This window comes from Meiothermus sp. (assembly GCF_026004075.1).
In the GTDB taxonomy this organism is placed as follows: Bacteria; Deinococcota; Deinococci; order Deinococcales; family Thermaceae; genus Meiothermus.
Map to the genome: position 1 here is coordinate 693,680 of NZ_BPIK01000001.1, position 16,033 is coordinate 709,712.

Annotated in this window: 14 protein-coding genes; 10 read left to right on the forward strand and 4 right to left on the reverse strand. The window is 60.4% G+C overall.

Features of this window, described 5'->3' with window-relative positions; genetic code table 11:
* Genes Q0X18_RS03385 through Q0X18_RS03425 form a run of 9 tightly spaced genes read left to right on the forward strand, consistent with a single transcriptional unit; the run spans window position 1 to window position 9,453 of the window.
* Window positions 1-1,164, forward strand: a complete 1,164-nt coding sequence (locus Q0X18_RS03385; RefSeq protein ID WP_297558554.1) for a glycosyltransferase — start codon at window positions 1-3, stop codon at window positions 1,162-1,164.
* Complete coding sequence (locus Q0X18_RS03390) at window positions 1,154-1,444, forward strand: STAS domain-containing protein (RefSeq protein WP_297558556.1); 291 nt, start codon at window positions 1,154-1,156, stop codon at window positions 1,442-1,444. Before Q0X18_RS03385 ends, Q0X18_RS03390 begins: the two co-directional genes overlap by 11 nt.
* Window positions 1,445-1,446: 2 nt before the next feature.
* Entirely contained in the window at window positions 1,447-2,562 is a 1,116-nt protein-coding gene (locus Q0X18_RS03395) for a PP2C family protein-serine/threonine phosphatase (protein ID WP_297558558.1), read from the forward strand.
* On the forward strand, window positions 2,559-2,921 hold the full coding sequence (locus Q0X18_RS03400) for an ATP-binding protein (RefSeq protein WP_297558560.1): 363 nt from the start codon (window positions 2,559-2,561) through the stop codon (window positions 2,919-2,921). The genes Q0X18_RS03395 and Q0X18_RS03400 overlap by 4 nt, the downstream gene beginning before the upstream one ends.
* A complete protein-coding gene (locus Q0X18_RS03405; RefSeq protein ID WP_297558563.1) occupies window positions 2,918-3,229 on the forward strand; it encodes an STAS domain-containing protein in 312 nt (103 codons plus the stop codon). Before Q0X18_RS03400 ends, Q0X18_RS03405 begins: the two co-directional genes overlap by 4 nt.
* Complete coding sequence (locus tag Q0X18_RS03410) at window positions 3,226-3,576, forward strand: response regulator (protein WP_297558565.1); 351 nt, start codon at window positions 3,226-3,228, stop codon at window positions 3,574-3,576. Before Q0X18_RS03405 ends, Q0X18_RS03410 begins: the two co-directional genes overlap by 4 nt.
* 27 nt (window positions 3,577-3,603) lie before the next feature.
* Entirely contained in the window at window positions 3,604-6,717 is a 3,114-nt protein-coding gene (locus tag Q0X18_RS03415) for a hypothetical protein (RefSeq protein WP_297558567.1), read from the forward strand.
* A 4-nt stretch (window positions 6,718-6,721) separates the two neighbouring features.
* On the forward strand, window positions 6,722-7,897 hold the full coding sequence (locus Q0X18_RS03420; protein WP_297558569.1) for a hypothetical protein: 1,176 nt from the start codon (window positions 6,722-6,724) through the stop codon (window positions 7,895-7,897).
* A complete protein-coding gene (locus Q0X18_RS03425; protein WP_297558571.1) occupies window positions 7,894-9,453 on the forward strand; it encodes a hypothetical protein in 1,560 nt (519 codons plus the stop codon). The genes Q0X18_RS03420 and Q0X18_RS03425 overlap by 4 nt, the downstream gene beginning before the upstream one ends.
* On the opposite strand, the gene Q0X18_RS03430 is transcribed toward Q0X18_RS03425, so the two are convergent.
* Genes Q0X18_RS03430 through Q0X18_RS03440 form a run of 3 tightly spaced genes read right to left on the reverse strand, consistent with a single transcriptional unit; the run spans window position 9,434 to window position 12,886 of the window.
* Window positions 9,434-10,105: a response regulator transcription factor gene (locus Q0X18_RS03430; protein ID WP_297558574.1), complete on the reverse strand. Its 672-nt coding sequence runs from the start codon at window positions 10,103-10,105 to the stop codon at window positions 9,434-9,436. The two genes, Q0X18_RS03425 and Q0X18_RS03430, sit on opposite strands and share 20 nt — an antisense overlap.
* A 46-nt stretch (window positions 10,106-10,151) precedes the next feature.
* Window positions 10,152-11,231, reverse strand: coding sequence for a mannosyltransferase family protein (locus tag Q0X18_RS03435; protein ID WP_297558577.1), 1,080 nt, complete (start codon window positions 11,229-11,231; stop codon window positions 10,152-10,154).
* Between the two features lie 50 nt (window positions 11,232-11,281).
* Window positions 11,282-12,886: a hypothetical protein gene (locus Q0X18_RS03440; protein ID WP_297558580.1), complete on the reverse strand. Its 1,605-nt coding sequence runs from the start codon at window positions 12,884-12,886 to the stop codon at window positions 11,282-11,284.
* An 86-nt stretch (window positions 12,887-12,972) separates the two neighbouring features.
* Here Q0X18_RS03440 and Q0X18_RS03445 point away from each other — a divergent pair, with 86 nt between their 5' ends.
* On the forward strand, window positions 12,973-15,213 hold the full coding sequence (locus Q0X18_RS03445; protein ID WP_297558582.1) for an LruC domain-containing protein: 2,241 nt from the start codon (window positions 12,973-12,975) through the stop codon (window positions 15,211-15,213).
* Here the strand turns inward: Q0X18_RS03445 and Q0X18_RS03450 are convergent.
* The gene (locus tag Q0X18_RS03450; RefSeq protein WP_119342530.1) at window positions 15,210-16,016 is read right to left on the reverse strand and encodes an IS5 family transposase; all 807 of its coding nucleotides are present in this window, start codon (window positions 16,014-16,016) and stop codon (window positions 15,210-15,212) included. The genes Q0X18_RS03445 and Q0X18_RS03450 overlap by 4 nt on opposite strands.
* Window positions 16,017-16,033: the final 17 nt, after the last annotated feature.

Genomic DNA, 16,033 nt, shown 5'->3' on the forward strand with positions numbered 1-16,033 from the left:
ATGCACCTGGCACTCGTTACCACCTACCCTCCCAGCCAGGGCACCTTGGTGGAGTATGGGGCCCATCTGGCACGGGTATTTGCGGCCAAGCCCGAAATCGAACGCCTAACGGTGTTGGCCGACTGCCTACCTAAAGAGATGGCCGCTCCCCCCGACCCGACCAATGTTCGCCGGGTCTGGACTTTCGGTAGCCCACTTAATTCGCTGCGCCTGGCTCGCACCATTCAGCAGCTTCGGCCGGATGGCGTAATCTATAACCTCCAGTTTGCCAGCTTCGGTGGATCCGCTGTTCCGGCTGCGCTGGGCCTGCTAGCCCCGGGCATGACACGGGCTTTAGGCATACCGACCATCACTTTGTTGCACAATCTTTTTGAAACCATCGACCTGCGCCAAGCAGGTTATGCACAGAGCCCCTTCAAGGAGCAGGTGCTGCGGGCAGGGGGGCGGCTTTTTACCCGACTGTTGTTGCAAAGCCACCTGGTCGCCACGACCATGCCCACCTATGTAGAGATTTTGCGGCGCGAATATGGGGCTAAGAACGTGTTTCTGGCGCCCCACGGGGCCTTTGAAGACCCCGGCCCCCCACCGCCCCTGCCCGAGGCTAAGCGGGTGCTGGCCTTTGGGAAGTTTGGCACCTACAAGCGCTTGGAAACCCTGCTGGAAGCGCACCAACTTCTGCTAAAGCGCGACCCAGCTGTAGAGCTGGTGGTGGCTGGTACCAACTCGCCCAATGCGCCTGGATACCTCGAGGGCTTACGGGCAGTTTACGGCGATATCCCCGGCGTGATTTACACCGGTTACGTGCCCGAGGAGGAGGTGGCCAAGGTTTTTAGCGAGGCGTATGTGGTTGCTTTTCCTTATACCGCCACCACCGGCTCCTCTGGGGTGCTGCACCAGGCTGGACAGTATGCCCGACCTGCGGTTATGCCACGCATCGGCGATCTGGCTGAGCTGGTAGAAGCCGAGGGGTACCGGGCCGAGTTTTTCTCACCTGGGGATGCCAAGGGGCTGGCAGAGGCCCTGTGGCGGCTATTTAGCGACCGTGAGTACGCCCAACAAATTGGACTGGCCAACTACCGCGCCTCGGTAGGGGTTTTGCTCGAGGACGTGGCAGACTGGTACTTACTTCACTTTGAACGCCTGAGGAGGAAATATGCACATTGAGCGTTACGACCAAGATGGTCGAACCATCTACACGTTGCAAGGGCGCTTTGATGCACACCAGGTGCCCATGCTCAAAAGCAGCTTGGAGCTGGGCTCCAACACAGTGCTGGACATGGCAGGGGTCAACTTTGTGGACTCGAGCGGCCTGGCGTTGCTGGTGAACCTGTACAAGCGCGCCCGCGAAGAAGGTAGAACGCTAACAATTCGCAACCTGCAAGACCCGGTGCGTCTGATTCTGGAGATTACCGGATTGCTTGGGATTTTGCCCATTGAGGCTTGAGTATGCCCGATACGGCTTTACAGGAACTGGAAAACCTTAGTGAAGCCCTGGCCGATTGCTACGACCGCACGGTATGGCTCGAGCATCTAATGGTGCGTTCGGCCCAAATTGCCAGCGAGGCCGATGTTCTGGCGTTGCTGTCGGAAGCCGCACAGGAACTTTCGTGTGCTGGAGCGGCTATCTGTGCAAGAGGGCGCTGGCTGCAGGAGGTGCCTTCGTGGCTGGCTGCCCTTCCTGCTCCTGCCAAGCGGCTGCAAAGGCGCGAGGAAGCACTGTACGCAGTGGCTTTTCCTGGGGGTTGGCTGGCTTTGTGGGGGCACTCGATGCCGTTCAGCGCCCACGACCAGCGTATTGTTGACGCGTTGGCGCAGATGATTGGGGTCTCGCTCGAGCGTTTGGAAGACCAGGTGTTGAGGGAGCGACTGAGACTGGAAGAACACGAACGTGCTCTGGCCAGCCAGATTTGGAGTACGTTGGTGCCCAATCAACTGTCCGCCCCGACCGGCTATACCCTGCTAAGCAGCTTTCAGCCTGCCCGCGACCTGGGCGGAGATTTTCAGCTAGCTCTAGGGAGCTGGCGTGTGCTGGGAGACGTTAGTGGTAAAGGACTGCCAGCCGCTATGCACAGTGGGCTGTTGAGCGGCCTTGTACCCATAGCCCTCGAGCAGCCCAATCCGCTCAAGGCTTTGGCGAGCGCCGCAGCACCTTTGCTCGAGCGAGCCGGGGCTTTTGCTACCCTGGCGCTGATTAACTTTGAACAGAACGGCAGCCTTGTTTATGGCAGCTTTGGCCACCCACCTTTGTTGGTGCGCCGCCTCGATGGCAGGGTAGAGGCCCTGGGCGCTACCGCTCCACCCCTGGGACTTTTTGACCCTCCTCCAGAGGCGATGCGGCATTTCGAACTGAGGCCAGGAGAGCTATTGCTGGTGTACACCGATGGTCTCATTGAAGCGGCCCGGAACGGTGAGCTGTTTGGTCTCGAACGCCTAAGCAACCTGCTGGAGGCCAATTCCGAGCCCGAGGTTTTTTTACAGGAACTTAGAGCAGCCATGCACGCCTTCGAGGTAAGTGACGACTTTGGGCTACACATTTATCGGTATGTGGGGGTGGGGTCATGAGATTAGTTCTTACCCTACCTGCTTGCACCGGCTCCCTCGAGCCACTGTCGGAGTTTTTGCGTGCTCAGGGGCTGGGTATTTTAGAAGAGCTGGTGGTGAACGAACTGGTAACCAACGCCATTGTGCATGGGCGAGCCCGCTGTTTTCGTGTGCGCATGGGGTCGGGATGTAAGCGGGTGTGGTTGCTCGACGATGGCATGCCCTTTAATCCCCTCGAAGGGCCGGTGCGGCCGATGGGAGAGATGCGTGAAGGAGGGTACGGAATGGCAATTGTACATAAGGTGGCACGTGGGTTGCGGTACTCTAGGAAAGGTGGCTGGAACTGCCTTACGCTTGAGTTTGGCGAGGTGGAAAGGTGATTCACTACGAGATGATCTCCGAAACTGCAGCCCGGTTTGCCATAGAAGGTCGACTGGATGTACAACAAGCCCCTGTTTTACGCCAGTCTCTGGGCGAAGCCCGCGATCGTGGAGCCAAGGATCTGCGACTGGACATGAGCGGGGTGGATTTCATGGACTCGGCTGGTCTGGCTGCGCTGGTTTCCGGGCTTAAGCAGGTCAAAAACAATGGGGGTAGCCTGGTTATTGAGAACCCCAGCCCGGCAGTGCGGAAGGTGCTCGAGCTAACCCTTCTGGACAAAGTTATCCCAATTGAAGAGGGCGCATGATTTTAGCTGTAGACGACGAACCTCACATTCGCCATGTGCTGCGCTTGGTTCTGCAGCGGGCAGGCTATGAGGTACTGGTGGCGGATAATGCACGTGAGGCGCTGGATACATGGCAGAGCCGCCCGGAGATCCGCCTTCTGGTTACCGATCTGGTGATGCCAGGCATGAACGGGTTCGATCTGATTCGCCAAGTACGCCAGACCTCGAGCCTGCCCATATTGGTGCTGACAGCCAGCGGTGAAGAGCAATTCGAAATCGAAGCGCGCCAACTGGGGGCAGATGCATTTTTAACCAAGCCTTTTTCCCGCGAGGAATTGCTGCGCGAGGTGAGCCGGCTCCTCGGCTAAGTGGCCCGGGCGCCCATGCTGCGCAATTTGTCATATCCGGCAATTCGGGAGTTAAAAGAGGAGCAGCCCGGCCTGGTTCTCCTGGCTGTGGCCTTATTGCTTACTGTGCTTTACCACGGCACTTTGCTTTTTAATCTGCAGTATTTTCGCACCTACGACGCTCTGATACACACCTTCTTTGGGGCGCACTATGCCCAAAGCTGGTTTGACCCCTGGGAGCCGCGCTGGTACACCGGCTTCTCGCTGGTCTCCTACCCTCCGCTTTCCCATTTTCTGATTGCTATAGCCTCCAAGGTAGTGGGGTTGAAACTGGCTTTCGCCCCGGTGCAGCTGTTTGCTCTGCTTCAGCTTGCTGTAGGCGTTTACCGCTTCTCGAGGCTATTTGTATCCCCTAAGGCGGCGGGCTTTGCGGCGCTGGCCCTGGTGCTCTCGAGCGCCATCGCTGAAACCGTGCACGTGTTTGGCCAGCTACCCACTACGCTCTCGCTGGGCTTTTTGCTCAACGCCATTCCCTGGGTGTGGGCCTACATTCGTACCGGGCGCTGGGGGTACTTGCTCAAGGCGGCGGTCTGGATAGGCTCAACTACGGCGGCGCATCACGTCACTACCCTGTTTGGATCGGTGTTCTTTATCGGGCCGGTGGTGGCGATGCTGATTTTGGAGGGACTGCGCCAGCCTCGCCCAAACGAGCCCGCGGGGACAGGTCCGTCGCAGCAGGTGCGGCGGCGGATGTACCGGGCCCTGCCCCGGCTATACCGAACGGGCGTTTTTGGCATGGTGGCCATCGCGGCACTGGTGCTGGTGGTGCTGCCTTACTGGCTCTGGAGTCGCTCCGACCCCATTGCACAGGTGCCCATTCCCCACGGCAGCCGGGCCAATTTTTTGCAGCAGCCCAACATGGGGCTGATGTTCTGGCTCATCCCCTGGGCTAGCAGCCTGGTCTTCCTGCCCTACGCTTTCTACAAAAGCCTCTCCTACCTGTGGCCCCTTGGGGCCAGCCTGGGCTTGCTGTTGGTGTTGGGAACCGGTGGCACCACCCCCATCCCCAAGCTGCTTTTGCGGGGGGCTTTCGACATTCTGACCCTCGACCGCTTCACCTTCTGGGCCACCATCCTGGTATTGCCTTTTGTCGGAATGGCCCTGCAAAGCGCCCTCGAGGGCCGCCTGCGCCTGTGGCTCGAGGCCAACTTTGGTCGACGGGTGCGACTGCTGCTGCTGCTGGGGTTGGTGCTTTTCGTGGTGACTGCTTCCATCGGCATTTCGACGCTTACCCGCTACCGCAAGTTCCAGCCCGAGACCATCGAGATTGCCCCCATCCTGAGCTTTATCGAGAAGGACGAGCACTGGCGCTACCGCTACCTCACCCTGGGTTTTGGTGACCAGATGGCCTGGCTTTCGGCCAACACCCGGGCCTCGACCCCGGACGGCAATTACCACTCAGCCCGCCGCCTGCCCGAGTTGACCACCACCCCGGTTGAGCGGCTGGAGGGTGCCAAGTACACCGGAGTTCCCGGAATCGGCAGCTTGCAGCAGTTTCTGACCTATCCTGAGCGCTATAACCTCAAGTTCATCTACTCCAACGATGCCTTTTACGACCCCCTGCTGCATTTTTACGGCTGGCATCGCCTGGGCCGTCTCGAGAACGGGATTGTGGTTTGGGAACGCGAAGACATCCCCCCTCTGCCCGAACGGTTGCCTCGACGCAAATTGCCAGTCTGGCAGCGCATGATGTGGGGTACGCTTCCCGTGGCTATGCCGCTGCTGGCTTACATGAGCTTGCTGCTCCCGCCGTTTCGCTCCCGGCGCTTGCCCTGGGTTCCGGCCCGTGTGCAACGTAGCCTGGCCGAAGACGCTCTACCGCCCGAGGCCCCGAGCCCCTGGCAGCCCTGGCTGCGCTTGCTGCACACCCTGGAAGGGCGTATAAGGGTTCAACGAAAGCCACTGGGCAGGCGGCTGCTGGCCTCGAGCCTGCTGGCTTTAGCGGTACTGGGTCTGGGCTGGCTGGGCTGGCGGGCGCTCAACCCCCCCGACAGCCCGGAATGGGCGGTCATCCGCTACTGGGATCACCTCGACTTCAAACGCTTTGATAAGGCCTGGGAATGGATCGCGCCTATCGAGGGTCTGACCAAGGAGCGTTGGCAGCTCGACCTTAGCGTGCAAGGCGGCCTGCGCAGCGGTTACGCCAAGCTCGAGCACATCCGCCCGATGCGGGTGATTCGGCAGGATGGGCGGGCGCTAGTGCAGGTGGAGCTGACCTGGCTGACCGCGCTCCGAACCGTGCAGGAGACCCACGAACACCTGCTGGTGCACACCCCTGAAGGCTGGCGGATCGAGCAACGCCCACTGCTCAAAACCCGCCCCCCCGAGCGCTTTGCCAGCCAGCCGGGGGTGGAGTATTTCCGGGCCCAGCGGCGGCTCAGCACCGACATTACGGCTGCCGGCGATGTGCTGGATCGCCCTCTGCTGCGGCTGCGCTCGGCCCGGCTGGTGCGCTACTGGCCCGAGGATGCCCCCGAGCCCCGCCTGGCCATTGTGGGTGAGGTGGAAAACCTCGACGCCCGACCCGCCGACCTGACCATCAGCGGCTTTTTGCGTGGACGGGATGGCCTCGAGGTGAGCCGTAACAATGCTCGAGACCTGGTTTTGCACAAACTCCTGCCCGGCGAGCGTACCCCTTTCCGAATCGACTTCGACGGCGTAACCGCCCCACCTGACCCCGAAGCCATCGGAGATTTCGAGGTGGCTTTGAAGGCGGTGGTTACCTCGCGCGAACTGCGGCGTGACCTGGCCATCTGGAGTCGCCGCGAGGGCGAGGTGCTGCGGTTGCGGGTAGATAACTTGGGGGTGCGGGAGGCCACCGTGCCCCAGGTTTTGCTCTCGCTGTACGACCGCAAGGGCCTGGCCTGGGTGGAGCGCGAGTACCTGCTGGAGTCGATTCCCCCGCGTGAGCGGCGCGAGGCGCGCATGCGGGCTGGACTACCCAAGGGCTATACGCTGCTCATGGAGCTGCGAAGGGTAAACGAAAGCCCCAACCTGCTCGAGCGCCTCGCTCCGGGCGTGCCCGCCGACACCCGGCCCCTGACGTCGGCTGGCCTGCGGGCCTACCGCCTGCAAGCCCAGGCTTTTTATCGGGAGGATTGAACCGGTGCCGCGAAAGATTCTCCTAGCCCTGCTATTGACCGTGGTGCTGGCCCTGGAGATTGGGGTGTTCTGGCTGCAGAGCCGCACCCCTGCTACATCGTCCCCACGGCCTGCTGCCTTGCAAGCAATCCGGGCGGAGGTGTCTACAGGGGGGGTGCGCTTCCAGGGCGAAGGGTGGTTCCGCGTAAGCCTTTTCACCCCGGCGGGGCCGCTGGTGGAGGAGGGGGAAGGGGAGGTTTTTATCCCCTACCGCCGGGCAGGGCTGATTCCTTACCGCCTCGAGGCCGGCAGTGCCAGCCTCGAGGGAACCCTGCGGCGGCGGCCTGGCCCAGCCACTACCCCCCTGCGGCCCAAGGTAGGGGCGCGGGCGGTTCGGATCGACACCCCCCGCCAGCCCTCGCTGGTGCTGCACCCCCTCGACGCACAGCTCAATGTGGCCGAGGAGCCGGTGCGTATGAAGGTGTTCTATCCCGATGGGAGTCAGCGGGAGTGGGTGCTACCGGTGGTTCACCAACTGGCCTGGAGCTATTTCCCGCCAGGAAGCCGCAAAGGAATCCTAAAGGTAGTGGTTCAGAGTGGAGCCGCCCGGGGTGAGCGGGCCGAGGTGGATGTGCTGCCTGGGCGCATTCGCTCTGGCGCGCTTGTGCTGCTACAGCCAGAGGCGGCTACTTCCGGACGCGACCGCTGGGTGCTCGAGGTACAGGGGCTGCGCGACGAAAAGGGCAATCTTGCCTCCGACGGGCTGGCTGTCAGTCTGATTGGCGGTGCTCTGGAGAACCTCTTTCTGACCCGCTCGGCGCCCCAGAGCCGTCTGCCCTTGTCGCTGCCGCTGCCCGACCGGGTGGGAAGCTACCCCTTGAGGGCCTGGAGCGAGGGCTGGGTCAGCAACGAGGCCACGCTACGGGCGCGCCCGGCGGTGCAAGTCGCGCACCTGCCGCTTTACTGGAGCGGAAACCAGTTGCACATTGGCCCGGTGGTGGACGATCTAGGGGCCCTTCCCGACGATGGAACCCCGATGCGGCTGCGCGTGGTGGATCCGGCCGGGCGGCTTTTGCTGGAAGAGCGTATCCTGCTGGCCAGCGGGCAGGCCCTCTGGACGCCCCCACCTTTGACCCGGCCTTTCTGGCTCGAGGTTGAGCTTGCAGGCCAGCGCGCACGCCTGGAGGTGCCCCGCCCATGAGCGAGCTTCGGCTCAAGCTGCTGGTCTGGGCAGGGCTGCTGCTGTTAGGTAGCCTGCTGGCCTTGCTGGGCCTGAGGGGGCTGGGTGAGCTTTTTCGCGTGGCTCAGCAAGCCAACACCGTTGAGCAGGCTCTCAACCTCATCGAGCCCCGCCGGGCCGCTCCGGGACGTCTGGAGTGGCTGCCCGACGACCCCACCCCGCGCCCGCTCGAGCCTTTTCGCCGCGACGAAATTACCAGCGACTACCTGCTGGCCCACGAGGAACTTAGCCACGCCCACTTTACCGGTGAGACCATCGGGCTGCGCTCGTACTTCCAGTCGGGTGCGCTGGAAGATGCGCTACTGATGGGGCAGGGGCCGCGGGGGACGATGGTGGACTGGAAGCACCGCCTGAGGCTTCATTTCTACGCTCCAGACGGAGCAACGGTAGCCTTTAGCGATACCTACTGGTATGTGCTGGCCTCGGGGCAATTTTCCACCCGGCTGGCCGAACGCACCCTCGAGGTGGTGATGCAACTCGACGATGGCAACTGGCGCATTCACCACTGGCGGCTGCTGGCGGAGCGGCCCCTGTCGGTGCGCCTTCTGCCTGTAACGACTGCCGGGGTACGGGGGGTCAACTACCAGCCCCGCAGCCACCCTTTCGACCTTTTTGGGCCGGGCTACGAACCCCGCGAGGTGATTAGCGACATGCGCATTAGCCGCATGCTGGGCCTTTCGACCCTGCGGGTTTTCGTGCCCTACCCACCTTCCCCGGGCTATCGCCAGCGACTGGAAGACTTCCTGAACCTGGCCCAGGCTCAGCAGATGAAGGTAATTGTTACGCTGCTGGACAGCTACACCCACTATCGCTTCGAAGACTTCCCCAACGTATTTGCCCACCTCGAGGAACTCGCCCCCCTGCTGCGACACCCTGCGGTCTGGTTGATAGACATCAAGAATGAGCCCGACCGTGACTACGCTCGAGCCGGCGAGCGTCTGGTGGTGGAGTTTTTGCGGGCCTGGTCGCGGGCCGTGCGCTACTACAGCTCGAAGCCCATAACCGTGGGGTTCATTGAGCCTCACCCAGACCTGGTGCCCGAGATAGAGGTACTCAGTTTTCACCACTACGGGACTCCGGCAGAACTCCTTCGGCGTATCGAGGGGCTTGCCAAGTACCAAAAGCCGCTCTTGCTGGAGGAGTTTGGCTTCCACACCCAGCGCAACAAACTGCCTGATCCCCACACCGAACTCGAGCAGGCCCACTACTACGAGCGGGTTTTACAGATTGCCCGCCGCCATAACCTGGGCTGGTTGGCCTGGACGCTCTACGACTTCGATCGGGGCACAATGCCAGGGGGGCGGGCTGTAGAGAAACACCTGGGCCTGCTACGTGCCGACAGCACCCCGAAGCCCGTGGTGCAGGTACTAGCCGGCCAGCCCGCACCGCCGCTGGGCTGGGCCGAGCGGCTGGGCAAATGGCTGGTGTTCTGGCCCGGTCTATTGCTGGGAGGAGCTATGCTGGGATTGGGCATATGGCTGGCGCGGCGCGTGCGGTTTATTCGGAAGGCGCTTTAAGTCGATAACCTCGAGCAAATACGGTTTCGATATAGCTGGGATTCTTGGGGTTATCGCCCAGTTTTTTACGCAGGCGCTTGACGTAGTGATCCACAATCCGTTCATCGACCTGGGGATCGCTACCCCAGACCTGAGCAAAAAGGCTTTGGCGGGATAGGGGCAGTCCGGGTTGTCGGGCCAGCGCCAGCAACAAAGCAAACTCAGTAGGGGTCAGCGGGAGTACAGTTCCACGCAGGCGGGCTTCCTGGGTGGCGGGCTCCAGCTCCAGCTCCCCTGCTTTTACCACGCCGTATCGGCGAGTGCGGCGTAATAAGGCCTCGATGCGAGCCAGAAACTCGGCACTGCGCAAGGGCTTGCCCAGGTAGTCGTCGGCCCCTTGGCGTAGGCCCTGTACGCGCTCGGCCTCGCCGTCGTGAGCGGTGAGCATAAGCACCGGCAGGTCGGGGCGTTCTTCGCGGATGTGACGCAGTAACTCCAGACCATTCATGCGTGGCATGTTCCAATCCAGCACAATCAGGTCGGCCTTATCCAGCAAATCCAGGGCCTCGAGCCCATGTGTGGCCTCGAGCACAACATAGCCTGCGCGCTCGAGCAGGGCCCGCAGTGTTCGGCGTACCACAGCTTCGTCGTCTACAACGAGGATATTAATCATCCAACTCGGTCTATAGCCTACCTTAAACCGCTTTGATACTTTCGATTTACGCCACAAAAATACCATTGACATGCATAGCCAGCAGCAAACCCAGCAGTAGAGGGAACACAAAACGAATGAGATTATCCAGCCAGGGGCGCTCGGCAGCCTCCCCCAATACCATGAAAGCAGGGAAGACCATCAGTACATAGCGGCTGAGACTCCCGGTTCCGCTGCTAAATGGAATAAGCAGGCTCAGGAGGCCGAAGAGGGCATAGCTCAATCCCCAGCGACGGGCGGCTATGAGCGACCCGGTGATCCCAAATGCCAGGGCCAGTAGATCCAGCAAAACGTTCCAGGAAATTGGGCCCGTCAGAAAGTTTTGCTCAAATAGGGGCCGGATTTCCCCAATAAACCCTCCGATTTCGCGGCTGAAGCTGCCCTGGACACTCCAAAAAGCCAGCGGGTCGTCAAACTGGATAGCCAGAAAAGCCATATAACTTAACAGTCCCAAACCGCCCAACCCAGCCAGGGCGAGACCCAAGAGCCACTGCCACTTGCCTCGCACCCCAGAAGCCCGCAGATACTCCAGCAATAACACCCCAGCCAGCAAAATCCCCGTTACCCTGGTGGCCGAAGCCAGTGCAGCGCCGAGTGCAGCCCATTTCCACCTGCGCTGGTGTAAGGCATAAAAAGCCAGCAATACCCACAGCAGCGACAGACTTTCGGTGTACACCGCACTGAAGTAGAAGCTCGTTGGAAAGATAGCCAGGTATAAAACGGCACGTCGAGCAGAAGCCTGATCGTTTAGAAGCTGGAGACACAGCTTCCAGAACGCCATTAAAGCCAGGGCAAAGCTTAGGTGGCTGAGGAGCACCCCGGCCAGTACCGGATTGCCCACCAGCCCACTTACGCCCTTGAGCAAAAGTGGGTAAAGGGGAAAGAAGGCTACAGCCGAGGGTTCATCGGGGTAGAGGTAGTACCCCTCGGTTGCGATGTGCAGGTAAAAGCCGCTATCCCAACGGGCCCAGACATCGAGCCAAAGATTGGTCGGCTCGATGCGTCCTGCCATCTCAGGTGGCCCCGGCAGGGTGATATCGGCAAGGAAAGCAGCCCCCAGCAGGGTGATTCGAGTTAGAAAAAACACCTGCAGCGGCCAGGCCCATACGTCCCAGAAATGCCGAAGCGCTGTAAACCTTATGGCTTCACCTCCAGTGGCACGAACCCAACCGAACCACCCAGGGTTTGCAATACCAGAAAGCCTTCTTTGGCCTGCGGAAGGGTGACTAGACGCTGATTGTTGAGCCAAATATGCCCTTGACTGCCCTCGAGCTCGAATGTTACCACCTGATGGCCACCTTCCAGTACCAAACTGCCGCCGTCCATACGGTCTTCTTGTAGCCGCCCCCAAGTAGCCAGGCGACCCCCTTGGCTGAAGCGAATACCCCAGCCGCCTTCTATAAAGCCCAGGCGAGGGACAATGTAAACTGCAGCTCCAGCTTGGGGCGAGTCCCATCGCAATTCTACCCGTAATCGATTGGGCCTGACGGGTTTGGCGCTTATTGCGCGGGCCACAGTAGGTTGGCTGGAGCGCTGGTAGATGGCCAGGCCTTGCTGCACCCAGTCGCCCTCGGTGGTATGCAGTTGCAGCGGCCCGAAAGGCAACCAGGGAGTATTGGGTGCAGGGCCAGTGGCTTCCAGGCGAAGCTCGGTGAACATCACCCGGCTGAGCGAGGTGGTTAGGCCTATGCGTCCAGCGCTCGAAACCAACGGTACGCTGCTGGCAAGCTGTACGCCATCCAGCCATACCGCGTAGGTTTTGTCGTAACTGAATACCTCGAGCAGATGTGGCGACGCGCCAGGCGGCTCGACCCGGACAAAACCCTGGCCCACAAAGATTCCCTGTTCGTTGAAGTGGCCCCAGAACACGCTGCGGCCATCCTCTGCATAGCGCACGAGATGGCCCAGCGCCAGACTATTCGGGTTGGGGAGATTAAAAACCACACCACCACCCGCACCCTCGAGGTGCTGCAGGCGTACCCTTAGGCGATAGAAGCTCTGCGGGCCGATGGGCGCCAAGGCTACCTGGTCAAAGCCCTGGGTTTCAACCTGCTCGAGAAATCCTTGCCCTGTACGCCAGCTGCCGCTTAGTACCAGAAACCGGTGCTGTGTATCCAAAAAATCTTCTGCGTACAGGGCTCGACCCAGCTTGGGGATTGCCGTAACTTTAGGTCGGATCTGCTCGATTCCTGCAAAAACCTCAAGCTGACGCAAAGCTGATTTACCCTCGAGCCGAAGCAGCATCGACCCCCCCCTGTAGCGCAGGGGTAAAGAAACCACCTCAACCCCACCCACCCCAACCGTGTAGCGCTTTATGTCCAGCGAGATTTCCAGTGGAAGCGAACGCTCGAGGGGTTGCTCGGCCAGTGAGCGAGCAAGTCCCTGTGCGTCGTAGAAGCCGCTGGAAAGGGTTTTTCCCTTCACCCGAACGAAATGGGCCCGTGCGAGTGGACTGATAGACTGGGCCGCAAATATTACCTCGAAGGAATGCTCTTGCTGAATATGACCCGTGAGCAACAGACGATACGACTTTTGTCGCCCCAGCCGTACCTCACTAAGCCACAGGCCCTGGGATATCTCCTGCCACTGCGGTGGGGTAAGTCGGTCTAGTCCTGTGCTGTAGGGCATGGGGGTAAGCGGCCCTTCCTGCGGGGCCAGTCCTAAATGTAAGCCCAGATTTAAGCCTGTCAGGCAGGCCAAGAGTATTCCCAGGGGCATAATACGGGCCAGAAAGCGCTGCATGGACGGCCTCGAGTCTACCGGAATCCTGCCTCATTGGTCACAACTTTTCTACAAATGTCCGTCTAGGCTTATAGCTGAGGTGGTATATGCGCAGTAATCCCATCTATATCCTAATGCTGGCTTTGCTGGGGCTGGCCGCATGCTCCAGTCCCCAGCCCTCGAGCCCGGTATTCCAGTACAAAACCACCCAGGAAGTCGAGCTCGAGGTACGTGTTAGCGCCCTGGGTCAGCCTGCTGTTGGGGCTCCGGTAACGGTGTTCCAGGGTTTTTTGCCCGACGGTGAAGTAAACGAAGACTCGGTCGTGCTTTCGGGGATTACCGATGCCTCGGGGCGCTTTACCGCTAAGGTTACGCTACCTGCCGACCTCGATGCGGTGGGATTGCGTGTCGACTACATCGGGGTTATTAGTGAGCCCATCAAGGTACCTATCCAGCAAGGCCGGGCTCGAGTTGCCCTGGACAACGCCTCGGTTAGCAGCCTGAACGTGGTGGTTCCGGCCTCTGCAAACAAGTCCGAGGGGGTGCGGCTCCAGAGCGTCAACTACAACTACCAGTACCTGAGCGGCTTTGGCAACTGGAATAGCCAGGGCGTGCCAAACAACCTTACCAGCAACAGCAGCAAGCTGACCAGCCAGATGCTCCAGACCATCAACGCCACCCTGCCCGAGCGCTCGCCGTTGCCACTGCACCCCATCCATAAGAACTATATCGCCCGTGAAGCCACCAGCAACCTGGTGCTCAAAGACCCTGCGGAGGTCTGGCTGACCTTCGTACACGAAGGCGCGGGCTACAAAAACGCGGTGGGGTATTACATTTACCCTGCTAATAACCCTCCGCGCAGCGTTGACGACATCCTAGACCGCATGATTATGGTTTATCCCAACGCCTCCTACCAAGGCTCGGGGGGTGGTCTGTTCTCGGGTAACCGAGTTAAGCTCAAGTACTTCGACGGAACCAGCTGGAGTGATGTTTTTCCGGCCGGTATAGGCATTGGCTGGTTCCTGGTAGCCAACGGCTGGCGTAGCAGCAGTACGGGGGTGCTCGAGCGCAGCTACGAGCAGACTGTATTCTCCGACCCGGTGCTCAACTATCAGCTTTACCGTACACAGGGTATGAACGTTGAACAAAGCGCACAAACCGTACTGCTGTTTGATGACAACCAGCAAACTCTAGTCTTGGGGTTCGAGGATATTTTGCGCCATCACGGGGGCGACCAGGACTTTAACGACGCCATCCTGCTGGTGGAAGCCAGCCCCTATACCGCAGTCAAGAAGGAGTCCATCCTGGTTCGCGATCCCGTCAACCCCGACCTGACCCGCACCGCCGACCTCCTGCCCACCGATGACCCACAGGCCGCTGATACCGACCAGGACGGTGTCAACGACCCCTATGACGCCTATCCAAGCGACCCCGATCGGGCCTTCAATAACTACTACCCGGCTAAGAGCGACTACGGCACGCTGGCTTTCGAGGATTTGTGGCCGCGCAAAGGTGACTACGACTTCAACGATGTGGTGGTGGACTACAACATCAACCACGTGACCAATGCCAATAGCCAGCTTGTGCAGATTCAGGCCGAGTTTGTCGTAAAAGCCCTGGGTGGTGGCTGGCATAACGGCTTTGCCTTTGCAACCGACCTCCTGCCGGAGCAGGTGGAGAGCGTGAGCTATGAGTGGCAGAAGAACGGCGGCGCCTGGCAGGCGGGCCCGCCGCCCATTCACTACAGCATGGATCGCAACCCAAACGGAACCGAAATGGGCCAGAGCAAAGCGGTCTTCTTCGTCTTCGACGATGGTTACGATCTGCTCGAGCCCTCCTTGCCCACCCGCCCCTTCTATGCCAATGTGGTGCCCGAAGAGCCCTACAAAACCCCTGGACGGGTTAGGATGACCATTAACCTGGCCCAGCCCCTGGCGTTTACGGCCCCAGGCACGCCTCCCTATAACCCCTTCATTATCGCCAACCCAGTTGTGCTACAGGGTGATCGGTATGTGCCACAGTGGCAGCGCGGTGTTGAGATTCACCTGCCGGGCTTCCGCCCAACCGACAAAGCCGATGGTAGCCTCTTCAAGACCCAGGACGACACCACCGACCCGGTGATTGGCCGCTACTATATTGACAACACCGGGCGTCCGTGGGGCTTGCACCTGCCCACCGAGCACAAATATATCCGGGAAGAGCTGGATGAGCCCGGAGGCTGGGTTAGCCTGGGCATTGACATCCGTGAGGGCTACCTGAAGTTTGATCCCTGGATTGCCAGTGGAGGCTCGAGCTTCAAGGATTGGTACCGAGACATTACAGGCTACCGCAACCCTAGAGCCTGCTAACTAGCTGTTCGTAAAAGCTCCACAGTTTTCGCTGTCATCAGAATCGAAAAAGCCAACCAGTGCCAACCTCGCAAGGTCTCAGCCAGCCGCTCATAGTCTCGCGCCAGCCTGCGAAACCGGGATGTCCAGGCAAACGAACGTTCCACCACCCAACGCTTCGGCAGCAGCACGAATCCTCGTTTGGCCCCTTCCACCTTGACCACACACAGGGCGATGCCTTCCGCCTCTGCCGCTTGTGCCGCTTCCTCCCCAGTGTAACCCTGATCCACAAAGGCCACTTCCACCTGCTCCCCCGTCACTTCCTGCACCTGTTGACTGAGGGCTCCCACCTGGGCCCGTTCCTGTTCACTGGCCGCCGTTACTACCAGGGCCAGCAGATGCCCCAGGGTATCTACCGCCAGGTGAACTTTGCTTCCCTTGCGTCGTTTGTACCCATCGTATCCGGCCCGCTCCCCACTTTGCGGGGTGGACTGTAGGGTGCGAGCATCGTAGATGGCAGCGCTGGGATGGGCGGCTTTGCCCTGGAGCATTCGCAGGGTCATGCGCAGGTCGTGTACCAGGTCTTCGAAGACCCCCCGGTTCATCCAGCGGTAGGCTTGCGCCTGAACGATATGGGGGGGTGGGAAGTCGTGGGGCAGGTAGTCCCACTGAGCACCGGTTCGAACCATCCAGCGCAGGGCGTTGAACACTTCGCGCAGGTCGTACTTGCGCTGGGGTGCTTCCAGCGGGGCGAGGGTCAAATAGGGCAGCACCAGAGCCCATTCCTCATCACGGACGTCCGATGGGTAAGCACGGCGGTTCATGCTCTAAACATAACTGC